Here is a 12,126-nt window from a genome sequence, read left to right as displayed (position 1 = left end):
AAGTTGTCTTCTATCACTATCACATATGTGCTAAATGCCGAGTCTAACTGACTCATTATCTGCTACAGTTTTACTTCGATACTTCTTAGACTTCATTTTAGGCCTCATTATTTTGATGCCTGATATCACAATTTTTACCTAACCCTCATACTCCTTACAAACACTCACATCGCATTACTGGGCACCTATATAAATGCAGTGGTATAAGTCGGTATTCTAGTTCCAGTTGTTAAGGCGATGTTTTTTCAGAGATGAATTACATCTACCTTTAATAAAAATGATTACTACAAACAATTAACCATCTAATCACTATAAAGAAAAGGAAATCCTCTATGAATAAGCAAGAACAAATCGACAAAATCCAAGACGTTATCAAAGATGTAAAATTTGCAATGTTAAGCACCGTCAACAGTAAAGGTGACGTACATGCTTGGCCAATGACAACCAGCGAAGCGAGTATCGGTGGCAAAGAGATCTGGTTTATCGGCGACAAAACATCAGACGTGGTCAAAGACATCCAGAACAATCAAAAAATTGGTCTGTCTTATGCTTCTAAAGATGAAAAAGACTACGTTTCTGTCAGCGCCAATGCTGAGTTACCAACAGACCAAAACAAATTAGAAGAACTGTGGTCACCAGTCTACAATGCGTTTTTTGAGCATGGTAAAGAAGATCCAAACGTACAGCTAATCAAAGTAGTCCCGCATGGCGTTGAGTGCTGGTTAGGTGGTAGCTCTACCATCAACATGTTCAAAATGGCAGCAGCAGCCCTACAAGACGGCAAAACAGCCGAAGACATCGGCGAGCAATTTGAAGTATCGCTATAGTTTAAAAGCAACATATAACTCGATTTAGCTCAGATAAGCCTATAGTTAATGAGTCGCCCAAAACGTCAAGATACCTCGGTTTATTGGCGTTTTTTTTGCCTTATTTTTGGTAAGGCTATTTTTAGACAGTATTTTTTGATTGATAAATCATCTACTGAATAAAATCACGCAGATAATTACAAACTTTCACAGGGTATTACAGACCAGCTGTATCGTTCTATTGGGTGATATCGCTATATTGATAACTATTAATAGGAATCATTGACCACCTTATTAATACTCCAGGTCATACTCACCGAATAATAATTTTTACTCCAAATTTTAAATAGTAAAGGATAACTATGATGAGCAAGCAACAACAAATGGACACCATCCAAGAAATGGTAAAAGACATCAAATACACCATGATGACCACTCGTAATGATGAAAACCATCTACACTCTTGCCCGATGAATACTACTGAAACCAGTATCGGCGCAAAAGAAATTTGGTTTATTGGTCACAGCCCTTGCGAAACCGTGAGCAGTATTGAAAAGAACCCAGAAGTGAACTTGGCCTACGTCAGTGAAGATGGCAAAAAGTATCTCTCTATCACTGGTACAGCCGAGCTGGTCGAAGATGAAGAAAAACTCAATGAGCTGTGGTCGCCTATGTACAATGCGTATTTTGAAAAAGGCAAAGAGGACCCACGCGTTCAGCTAATCAAAGTTACTCCACATGGTGCTGAATATTGGGCGAATGGTAATGCCATCGCGAGCGCTGTCAAAATGGCGGCAGCAGCTGTCACCGATACTGCCATTGAAAAAAGCTTGGGTGAGAATTTTTCGATAGAGCTGTAATGCTTCAGTCGTTAAAACAGTAAGAACAGTAAAAGTAGACAAATAAAAAACGCCAGTCACATGAGCCACTGGCGTTTTTTTATGCTGGTTATAATTGTTTGTCTCACTATTAGCCGCTTTGCTTTAGGTACGGCCAAGCGGCTTTGAGATAAATCATCATTGACCAAAGTGTCAATATAACAGCGGCGACCATCAGCGCATAACCGATCGTCTCAAGCGACTCCCAATTTAATAAGAGCACCGTAATAGCCACCATCTGAAACGTCGTTTTTAACTTACCGACATAGGACACGGCGACGCTAGTGCTCTTACCCAGCTCTGCCATCCACTCGCGCAATGCGGATACAGCGATCTCACGTGAGATGATGACGATCGCAGCGATTGCCATGATAATATTGGGATGCCACTGCACAAGAACGATCAGTGCGACGGCTACCATTAATTTGTCAGCGACAGGATCCAAAAAACGCCCAAACGCTGACATGACATTTAATTTACGCGCGAAGTATCCATCAAGCCAATCGGTAATCGCCGCAATGATAAAAACACTGGTTAATAATAAATGGCGCAATAGGCTATCGCTAAACTCACTCATCCCCACTCGCGCAATGACATTGTCTGAGATTGCAGGCAAGCCTATACCCATGGCAGGCGGCCAGTAAGCAATTGCAACAAACAACGGAATCATCAAGATACGAGCAATCGTAAGATTATTGGGCAAGTTAAAAATACTTTTGGTATTTTGCGAACTTGACGGTTCCTGCGTATGCAAATGCGTGCTCTCAGTCATGGCAAACCCAGTTTAATATAGACATAATAATGGCAGATAGCTTAGCATTTTTCCGGCAAGCCGTCATGCCATCTCTGCAGCGATTGAGTCACCAAAGGTATCAATATCAGATAGCTCCTTTCATATCGATATAATTTCTTGAAAACATTGAGTGCTTTTATCGAGATTAATAGTAAAAAACGCTAAGACGTTACTATTGATTTAATGGCGTATTACTTACTACTTAAATAGATTACTAGCCAAATAAAAGCTTGATGCATTGATCATACGGTTTAGTGTTTTTATAACGTAATATACTGTAACCAAAACGGCCAAATAGCAGTCAGTCGGGTTATGATAGCAACTGTCACAAAACACTTGTACACTTAAATATGTAAGCAAATATATGTGCCTATTGTATTGGTTATTATTGCCCTAATAAATAAGTGTATAGAAAGCCAATAACTATAATAAATCACGACCACGGAACTTGTGACCAATCTGCACAGCCCGTTTTCCTCAGCCCACAGCACCTCCTCTGTGGGCCTTTTTTTGCCTTTTTGCTGATACCATAGCCTCTCATATATAATAAAAAGTATCTTTACATTTCAGTTGTAAACCAGCGATGCTGACAGACCATCACAGTACTGTTATCTCGTCTTATAGATCGCTTCAACGGTTTGCTGCGCCACCTGATAGCAGCTTTCAATATTGCCGCGTGCGCACCAGTCGCCACTGACAATCCACTGTCTGGTTTCATCAACCAAAATACCTAGCTCTTTAGTATCTGTATCTATTATAGTAGCCGCATAGCGCCAACGATGACAATCTGTTTGGCTTGGAGCACTATCTTTATTCCAGTTTAAGGCTTGCTGCGCTGCCATTAATAATGCGGCTTTGACTGTCTCTAAATCATCATCGACGTGGACTTGTGACCAGTCATTGCGTGCATGAATGGTGATGCTTGGTAATAGCTCATCATGAGCAGGTTTATGATGTTCAATAAATATTCTATCGAGTACCTCACTATTCAAATAAGCAACATCCCACTGCGCTGCTGCTTGAGAATTTAATGTCTCAAGTAAGTCTTTGGCATTGTCCCAGCCTAGCATCAACGTATAGCAGGCCTGCATCTGCGGCTGGGTGATGTTATCTTGCTGACTAAACCCACTGTCTGCCATCAGCTCTACTGCCTGACCGTTTGGTGCAGTACAAACGACCCAATCAAACCATCCGAGGCTCTCCCCTGTTTCATCAAATAGCTCAGTTTTTTTATCATTTGAGTGAGTGGTATGCTCATCAAGCGGAGCCACACGCGTTTTGAATATTATGTTTGTGTGCTTGAGCCCGGCGGCTAACTCACGTCCCCAACTGGTCATTTTCGGTGTGCTGATATAGCGCGCATGCACGGTATCCCATTGCTCTTTACTTTGGATATCGGGCGCTTGACCATGATCATTCGCTGGCGTTAACTCGACCACGTTGGCACACCATGGCTGTAGCAGTCCAGTATCTAACCAAGGAGCAATAAACTGCTGAAAACCAGCGGTCTTTGCCGTAAAGAACTGTGCGCCAAATGCCCATTGCCAGTTTTTACCTGTGTCACTGTCGGTGCGATAGCGCGTCGCTAACCGGCCGACACTACGTGACTTTTCAAAGATAGTGATTTGCGGGGTATTGGATAGTCCGTGTGTCTGATTTGAGGCACGCTCTAGTAGTGTCGCGGTTAGCAGTCCTGTCAGACCGCCACCAATGATAGCGATTTTTGGCGAGGATTCATCCGTTGAGAGCAAAGTATGATCAGTCATAATGACAGTAAACCTTATAGAGTATTTATGAGTCGCTACCATCTATAAATGGTAAGACGATCTGTTATATGGCGGGCAACTAGTAGGTAGCAATGTTAATTAACCATTGATATTGAACCGTCAAAACGACGCAATATCAATATCGTCTACGTAAAAAAGCCATGCTATTCACGATAACATGGCTTTTATTCTACTTTGATGGCAGGTACTAATGGTAGGTAAGTGTTAAAGGTTAGGTTTAAATTACTTCTTTAACAGTAACAATGCATATCCATTCATCAACCTACTCTCCGCGACCAGCTTTGACCTGTTCGACCAGATCATTAATCACTGAGCTATCGGCCAACGTGGATAAGTCACCCAGTCCGACATACTGACCTTCTGCCAGCTTACGCAAGATACGGCGCATGATTTTTCCTGAGCGAGTTTTCGGTAAAGCCTCCACCATATAAATGGCATCTAAGGTCGCAATCGGCCCAATCTCAGCACGCACATGACGTTTTAGCTCCGCTTTTAGATCGTCTGTTTTTTCTTCGCCAGATTTTAGAATGATAAAGGCACAGATACCAGTGCCGCGAATCTCATGCGGCATACCGACAATCGCGGCCTCGGCAGTAGCCGGATGAGCAACCAAGGCGCTCTCAATCTCCGCCGTGCCCAAGCGATGCCCTGAGACGTTTAGCACGTCATCCACACGTCCTGTGATCCAATAATGTCCGTCTTCATCACGCTGCGCCCCATCACCTGTGAAATAATGACCGGGATAATCGCTAAAATAGGTTTTCAAAAAGCGCGGATGGTCATTGTAGATTGTACGCATTTGCCCAGGCCAACCACTACTGATGACCAAGTTGCCTTCGGCAGCGCCTTCTATGATTGCGCCTTCGGCATTTACGACTTCAGGTTTAATACCATATAGTGGCGTCATCGCGGCGCCCGGCTTAAGATCGACAGTACCTGGGATAGGTGCCATCAAAATACCGCCTGTCTCGGTCTGCCACCACGTATCGACAATAGGACACTTACCATCACCAACGACATGATAGTACCAGTCCCACGCTTCTGGATTGATCGGCTCACCGACCGAACCAAGCAAGCGTAAGCTTGAGCGATCCGACTCGCGTACAAAGGCATCACCCTCTTTCATCATCGCTCGAATGGCGGTCGGGGCGGTATATAAAATAGTCACGTCATGCTTGTCGATAATATGGCCGATACGTGCCCATGTTGGGTGCTCTGGTACACCTTCGAACATTACCGTCGTCGTACCATTAGCGAGCGGTGCATACGTTGAGTAGGTATGACCGGTAATCCAGCCAACATCTGCTGTACACCAATAAACGTCACCTTCTTTGACATCAAAGACATCACGGAAGGTAGACAACGCATAAGTGATATAACCACCTGTGGTATGCACCACGCCTTTAGGTTTGCCCGTTGAACCAGAGGTATATAGCAAGAATAATGGATCTTCGGCGTTCATCACTTCAGGCTCACAGATCTCTGATTGCCCATCAACGAGATTGTGATACCAGACATCGCGGCGACCACTCATTGGTATAGAATTGCCTGTGCGGTGAACGACGATGACTTTTTCGACACTGTCAGTCCCATCCATCTCTAGCGCGTGATCGACATTGGCTTTGAGCGGGGTATGTTTGCCGCCACGTAAACCTTCATCAGCCGTGATAACGACTTTTGAGCGGCTGTCTATCAAGCGGTTGCCTAGACTCTCGGCAGAAAACCCACCAAATACCACAGAATGCACCGCGCCAATACGCGCACATGCCAGCATTGACACCATAGCTTCTGGTATCATTGGCATATATAACGTGACACGATCGCCTTTGCCAACGCCAAGCTTGCGTAGCGAGTTGCCCAGACGACAAACGGCTTCATGTAATTCTTTAAAAGAAATAATCTTGTGTAGTGAAGGATGATCCCCTTCCCAGATAATGGCAGGCTTATAGGGATTGTCTTCAAGATGGCGATCTAGACAGTTGACGGAGATATTCAGCTCACCATCTTCAAACCATTTAATATTAAAATTGTCTAAGTCATAATTGACATTGCTGACTTTAGTCGGTTTTTTTATCCAATCGATCAGCTCAGCACGCTTCGCCCAAAACGCATCATTTGCTTCGGTTGATTCGATAGATTGGTTGTAGTCTTCGAGATACTTTTCAGGGGTGGTATTGGCAGCAGCCATAAACTCGGCTGAGATTGGAAATGATTTCTGGGTCATAGTATTGGTCCTTTTTAATTATTATGACCTATACAGATAATCGTCTATAACGACTACCTATGTAGGCAATAAGGGTCATCTTCCATAATGCGTGACACTCAGCGATAGTTTGACAAATAAGCGTGTCGGTTGCAAGGCATCAACAGCCAATCATAACAATTTCGCTGTACATCTGTATACTTGGTGATTGATAGCAGCGGTTATTAAAGAATTACTAGTAAGGATTATTGCAACATTGCAATCAAGAGTGCTCTTGATATGCAGATGCCATATCACAGCTCATCGGATATCACATTTAATCCTTGTAACCGCAAATGAAATATGGACAATAGCTACCCTACCGATACTGCTTTAGACAACACCGCCGATCTGTATTATTAACACATACGATTGGTTTTGTTATCACCTTTTTAAAATTATTGTTTTACGAGACCGCAATGACTAATCACCGCAATGCACAACCCTCTACTCACTATGACGTCATCATCGTCGGCGCTGGCGCTTCAGGATTGTATTGTGCGCTCACCGCAGGTCGCCGTGGTCGCCGCGTTTTGGTCATCGACCACGCCAATAAAGCGGGCAAAAAGATTTTGATGTCCGGTGGTGGTCGTTGTAATTTTACCAATTACTTCGTCGAGCCTGAGCATTTCATCGGTGCCAATCCTCACTTTTGTAAGTCGGCACTGAGTCGATATCCAAGCTGGGAGTTTATCGGCATGGTAGAGGCGCATCAGATTCCCTACCATGAACGTGAACACGGCCAGCTATTTTGTGATGATTCTGCCCAAGATATCCTCACTATGCTTCTTGATGAATGTACGGCTGTCGGTGTGCAAGTCAAGCTCAACACCCAGATCAATCATGTACAGACGACCGACCATGATAAAGCCAAACGGTTTGAGCTAATGACCAGCAAAAAACTTGGCAAAAAAGAGGTCGCCAGCGAGAGTCAATCTTCACAGACGCGCTATAGCTGTGAGTCGCTAGTCGTGGCAACTGGCGGTCTGTCTATTCCAACGATGGGCGCAAGCGGCATCGGCTATGAGCTAGCGCAACAGTTTGGGCACACACTGATAGCAACCGATGCCAGTCTCGTACCCTTTACCTTTACTGATAAGACGGGTGAGCTGATTCGTAATTTGGCAGGTATCAGCCTGCCAGTCATTGCCAGTAACGAGCGTATCTCTTTTAAACTGCCTGTACTGTTTACCCATCGCGGGCTCTCTGGCCCTGCCATGCTACAGCTCTCGAACTATTGGCACAGCGGAGAGACCATCAGCATTAACCTACTGCCCGATGTGGACGTCACCGATATTTTGCTCACCCGCAAAAAGTCACACCCACGCCAACTGATCCGTACTGTATTGGCAGAAAACACAGACAATGCACTACCCAAAAAACTACTGGCAGCACTACAAACCCAGCTGTGGGACGATATCAAAGATACCGAGCTTGCCAATATCAAAGATGAGCGACTGAGTGAGCTTGGCGCTACCCTCAACGGCTGGCAGCTCAAGCCGTCTGGTACTGAAGGTTATCGTACCGCTGAGGTCACACGCGGCGGCATAAAAACTGATGAGGTATCTTCAAAAACTATGCAGAGTAATTTGCAAGAGGGCTTGTACTTCATCGGTGAGGTGCTTGATGTGACCGGCTGGCTTGGCGGCTATAATTTTCAGTGGGCATGGGCCAGTGGTTTTGTCAGTGGCGAAGTCGTTTAAGAAGCAGTCGCATTTGATAGTATAAAATAAACACGACATAAGTTCATTTTAATATAGAATTGCTATATAATATTCACTTACTGTTATTTATGCTAGATAGAATTGCGAGGTACTCGATGCGCCCAATCAAACAGATTCATGGTGACAAAGCACCACATTGGGTCGGTGACGGATTTTTTGTGAAAACATTGATCAATTATGTCGATGACCAACCAGGTTTTAATTACAGTCATACCGATCCATTTTTATTATTTGATTATGGTGAGCCGACGACGTTTGCACCAAATCCTGATTATCAGATACAGCCACATGGCATTGGCAAGCATCCTCATAAAGGTTTTGAGACCGTCACCCTCGCATACTCAGGTGAGATCAGCCATGCGGATTCGATCGGTGGCCGCGGGGATATTTTGGAAGGCGATGTACAATGGATGACCGCTGGTCGCGGCATTCTACACGAAGAGTTTCATTCAGAAAGTTTCGGGCAGCGCGGTGGTGTGTTTAGTATGGTGCAAATGTGGGTCAATCTGCCTAGCGCGCACAAGCTGACTGATCCTAAATACCAGTTTATCAAACGTGGTGAGATGCCTATCATAGAATTGATGGACAATCGCGGTGCCGACTCTCAAGACGCTGTTGCTAAAGATGCTTTTGCTCAAAATACTGACAAACAAACGGTTATCGGTCAAGTTGCCATTATTGCGGGTGACTGGCACGGCGTCACAGGTAGTGCGGTGACCTTTACACCAGTCAATATGTGGGATATCGCGCTGCATACCGCAGGTACGACAACGCTACAAGTACCCTGCACACACAACACCTTACTCCTCGTACAAGAAGGCCAAGTACTTGTCAATGGCACATCTATCAGTGCAGGTAATCTGATTCAGTTTGCAGCGCCGATTGAACCATCTATAGACTCTCAACCTGTACCTTTATCTGGTGCTGCTACCGATACTATTGAGCTGACCTATTCTACCGATAACGATGAACATGCTCTGGCCAAGCTACTGTTGCTAAGTGGGGAGCCTATTGGCGAACCAGTCGCAGGACATGGCCCTTTTGTGATGAATACCCAAGATGAGCTACGACAAACTTTTCGTGATTACCAAACGGGGAATTTTGGATATTAATCAAAATGAATGCGTAAAAAAAGCCCTCTGACTATTGATAGTCAGAGGGCTTTTATGAAGCATAATTTAGCTATTTAGTCAGCAAAACCGACAAATAAACTATTGCGCCTGATCCATAAACGGATAGTCAGTATAGCCTTCAGAGCTGCCACCATAGAAAGACTCTGGATGCTGCTCATTGAGCGGTGCGCCTTTTTGAATACGTTCAGCCAAATCAGGGTTAGCGATATAATCGCGGCCAAAGGCTACCGCGTCGATATAACCTGCCTTGATATTTTTTTCTGCTTTATCGGCATCGTATCCACCCGCCGCGATGATGGTCTGATCAAATGCATCACGGACACGCTGACGGAACTCATCGCTATAAGGCGTACCACCTGCCCAATCTGGCTCAGACAGATGCAAATACATTAGACCACGTTTATTGATTTGCTCAATCATCCAAATGTTTTCGTCTTCGTTATAGCCTGCTTCTACATTGTTGAATGTACCAAGTGGTGAGATACGGATACCGACATGGTCTGCATCCCAAGCATCCACACACGCATCGATAACATCTAAGGTCAAACGCGCACGATTTTCGCGGCTACCGCCGTACTCATCATCACGCTGGTTGGTTTGCTCAACCCAGAACTGATGTAACAGATAGCCGTGAGCACCATGGATTTCTACCCCATCAAAGCCGACTTCTTTGGCATTTTTGGTCGCTTGCGCAAAATCAGCAATGACTTGTTTGATTTCATCAAGCGTGGCTGGACGTGGCGGCGTGGCATCTACACGGATCGCTTGGTTGTCGCTATCACGTAGTGAGGTGCGGATACCAACATCGACATCTGATGCTGAAATCGGTGCGCGACGTTCAGGCTGTACGCTCTCATGCGAGACAAGACCGGTATGCCATAACTGTACGACGATCTTGCCACCTTTAGCATGGACATTGTCTACAATCGTTTTCCATGCAGTGGTCTGATCTTGAGTGTGCACACCAGGCGCACCAGCGTAACCTTTTGCTTGAAACGAGATTTGTGTCGCCTCAGTAATGACCAAACCAGACCCTGCGCGCTGTGAATAGTATTCACTTGCCAATGCGGTTGGTACGTCACCTGGCTCAACTGAGCGCAGACGCGTTAGCGGTGCCATGATGATGCGGTTTTTTAGGGTTTGGGTACCCATTTTAACGGGTTTAAATAAGTTATCGTGTGCCATGATATATCCTGTTCGTTATTGTATTGAGCGGTAGTAAAAACCATCAAACTCTGTTTAGAAATACTTATAATGTTATTAGAAAATCTACGTTTAACGCCTATCTTTATAGGGGATAGATCTTATTATTCCAAGCAATATTTACAAACAGATACACCAATATTCACCTATACAAATCTTTGTGTCTGGTTACTACGAAGACTGTTTACTAAGCCTTAAATAATGTTCGTCTGAATCTTGCTTTTTGGCTTTAGCATCTTCTTAATAGACAGCTCTAATGATAGATATGTGCCGAACAATATCACGACTGAACCGATGATGGCCTGTATATTTAGCGCCTCGCCAAGCAATAAATAACCCAAAATAATCGCAAAAATCGGGATGACTAACGTAATACTCGTGGCGCGCGTCGGCCCGATATTTTTGATCAACTGATTCATAAAAATAAGCGCAATGGCGGTTGAAAACACGCCGATACAAATGACCGATACCCATGCTTTTATACTGATCTCTTTGCCATAAGGAAACTCAGTAAAGGCCACTGGCAACATGATGATACTACCGATGATGAGTGACCCTGCTGTAATAGCAACAGGTGAGACGTTGTATAAGTAGTTTTTGGTGATGTTCGCGCCAAGCGCATAACCCACACAAGCAAACAAGGCATAGCCCATTGGTAATAATCCCTCCACCAAGCCTTTACCCTGCTCGCCGCCACCAAATAAGCTTTCGCTCATCAATATAATCACCCCAACTACCCCAATCACCAAACCAAGCGCTTGTTTTTTGGACAGTCTGTCTTTAAAGAACACACGAGCGATAAAGCCGCTCATCATCGGTACAGAAGCGTTTAGTACAGCGAGTACGCCTGCGTTCACTGATTGCGCAGAAAAAGAAAACAGCACAAATGGCAGCGCTGCCGAGAACAAACCAACCAGCGTGAGCATTTTCCAATGCGCTTTGATACCGACTCTATTTTTCTTTTTTAACAATACAAAGACGAGCATGACCAATCCAGCAAATATCACTCGTAGACTGGCAAATGCTAATGAACCGAACTCAGGCACGCCGATCCGATAAAACACAAAAGAGAGTGACCACATAAAAGAGAGGGTCACAAAGATGATGAGATCACGGTTGGTCATCGGATAATCCTATTAAGCGCGTAGACTGCATTTGCCAACTCGTGTCGGTCATAAGTGTCTGATATATGGTAGAAATTATCATGCTATCAAAATATATCACGATAAATTTTTGATGGTTTGGTAAGTAATTTTTATAAAAATAATGGTAAATTTTTTTCTATTATTTTAATTTATTTAAAGCTGCTTTCAGGTTTCTCGCTGCTCTATATACACATAAATCGAGCATAGCATTTCGTTGAGCCCTATACCGTCAGAAGCTCTTATTCTTTAGTTTTCCTACTTTAGCTTATTTTAGCGACTCTCTATGCATATACTCGCAGACTCTAAAGTCACCCTTGAGTAATCTGTTATGTTAGTAGATATAAAAATCAAACTCGTTTTGATATCAAACGCTACTTATAGCAAGCCACTGTGAAAGATAGTATTAATAATACCA

General features: G+C 44.1%; 9 protein-coding genes. 4 read left to right on the top strand and 5 right to left on the bottom strand.

Annotation, left to right across the window (positions count from 1 at the left end; all coding sequences use genetic code 11):
- Positions 1-332 precede the first annotated feature (332 nt).
- Both I3255_RS01510 and I3255_RS01505 read left to right on the top strand, forming a co-directional pair.
- Positions 333-827 (top strand): pyridoxamine 5'-phosphate oxidase family protein, encoded by a 495-nt coding sequence (locus I3255_RS01510; protein WP_201601151.1) that lies wholly within the window; start codon positions 333-335, stop codon positions 825-827.
- A gap of 344 nt (positions 828-1,171) precedes the next feature.
- A complete protein-coding gene (locus I3255_RS01505; protein WP_238036175.1) occupies positions 1,172-1,666 on the top strand; it encodes a pyridoxamine 5'-phosphate oxidase family protein in 495 nt (164 codons plus the stop codon).
- Positions 1,667-1,775: 109 nt separating this feature from the next.
- On the opposite strand, the gene pgsA is transcribed toward I3255_RS01505, so the two are convergent.
- The 3 genes from pgsA to acs all read right to left on the bottom strand — a co-directional run bounded on the left by pgsA (position 1,776) and on the right by acs (position 6,488).
- The gene (pgsA, locus tag I3255_RS01500; protein ID WP_201601155.1) at positions 1,776-2,456 is read right to left on the bottom strand and encodes a CDP-diacylglycerol--glycerol-3-phosphate 3-phosphatidyltransferase; all 681 of its coding nucleotides are present in this window, start codon (positions 2,454-2,456) and stop codon (positions 1,776-1,778) included.
- A gap of 629 nt (positions 2,457-3,085) precedes the next feature.
- Positions 3,086-4,243, bottom strand: a complete 1,158-nt coding sequence (locus tag I3255_RS01495; RefSeq protein ID WP_238036173.1) for an NAD(P)-binding protein — start codon at positions 4,241-4,243, stop codon at positions 3,086-3,088.
- Between the two features lie 283 nt (positions 4,244-4,526).
- Positions 4,527-6,488 carry an acetate--CoA ligase gene (gene acs, locus I3255_RS01490; RefSeq protein WP_238036172.1) on the bottom strand — a complete coding sequence of 654 codons (1,962 nt, stop codon included), beginning with the start codon at positions 6,486-6,488 and terminating at the stop codon, positions 4,527-4,529.
- Between the two features lie 437 nt (positions 6,489-6,925).
- Between acs and I3255_RS01485 the strand changes: the two genes are divergently transcribed.
- Together I3255_RS01485 and I3255_RS01480 are read left to right on the top strand one after the other, a co-directional pair.
- Complete coding sequence (locus I3255_RS01485; protein WP_238036171.1) at positions 6,926-8,209, top strand: NAD(P)/FAD-dependent oxidoreductase; 1,284 nt, start codon at positions 6,926-6,928, stop codon at positions 8,207-8,209.
- Between the two features lie 116 nt (positions 8,210-8,325).
- Complete coding sequence (locus I3255_RS01480) at positions 8,326-9,342, top strand: pirin family protein (protein WP_238036170.1); 1,017 nt, start codon at positions 8,326-8,328, stop codon at positions 9,340-9,342.
- 99 nt (positions 9,343-9,441) lie between these two features.
- Here the strand turns inward: I3255_RS01480 and I3255_RS01475 are convergent, their stop codons facing one another.
- Together I3255_RS01475 and I3255_RS01470 are read right to left on the bottom strand one after the other, a co-directional pair.
- On the bottom strand, positions 9,442-10,548 hold the full coding sequence (locus tag I3255_RS01475; protein ID WP_238036169.1) for an alkene reductase: 1,107 nt from the start codon (positions 10,546-10,548) through the stop codon (positions 9,442-9,444).
- A 212-nt stretch (positions 10,549-10,760) separates the two neighbouring features.
- Positions 10,761-11,690, bottom strand: a complete 930-nt coding sequence (locus tag I3255_RS01470; protein ID WP_238036168.1) for a DMT family transporter — start codon at positions 11,688-11,690, stop codon at positions 10,761-10,763.
- Positions 11,691-12,126 lie beyond the last annotated feature (436 nt).

The sequence above is a fragment of the Psychrobacter sp. Ps6 genome (assembly GCF_022129235.1).
In the GTDB taxonomy this organism is placed as follows: Bacteria; Pseudomonadota; Gammaproteobacteria; order Pseudomonadales; family Moraxellaceae; genus Psychrobacter.
Note: the sequence above shows the minus strand (reverse complement) of the source record. Positions and strands in the feature narration are given on the sequence as shown.

What these genes read in the sequence shown, in the direction of transcription:
- I3255_RS01510 (WP_201601151.1), top strand. Translation starts at nt 333, where the DNA reads ATGAATAAGCAAGAACAAATCGACAAAATCCAAGACGTTATCAAAGAT.
- I3255_RS01505 (WP_238036175.1), top strand. Translation starts at nt 1,172, where the DNA reads ATGAGCAAGCAACAACAAATGGACACCATCCAAGAAATGGTAAAAGAC.
- pgsA (WP_201601155.1), bottom strand. Translation starts at nt 2,456, where the DNA reads ATGACTGAGAGCACGCATTTGCATACGCAGGAACCGTCAAGTTCGCAA.
- I3255_RS01495 (WP_238036173.1), bottom strand. Translation starts at nt 4,243, where the DNA reads ATGACTGATCATACTTTGCTCTCAACGGATGAATCCTCGCCAAAAATC.
- acs (WP_238036172.1), bottom strand. Translation starts at nt 6,488, where the DNA reads ATGACCCAGAAATCATTTCCAATCTCAGCCGAGTTTATGGCTGCTGCC.
- I3255_RS01485 (WP_238036171.1), top strand. Translation starts at nt 6,926, where the DNA reads ATGACTAATCACCGCAATGCACAACCCTCTACTCACTATGACGTCATC.
- I3255_RS01480 (WP_238036170.1), top strand. Translation starts at nt 8,326, where the DNA reads ATGCGCCCAATCAAACAGATTCATGGTGACAAAGCACCACATTGGGTC.
- I3255_RS01475 (WP_238036169.1), bottom strand. Translation starts at nt 10,548, where the DNA reads ATGGCACACGATAACTTATTTAAACCCGTTAAAATGGGTACCCAAACC.
- I3255_RS01470 (WP_238036168.1), bottom strand. Translation starts at nt 11,690, where the DNA reads ATGACCAACCGTGATCTCATCATCTTTGTGACCCTCTCTTTTATGTGG.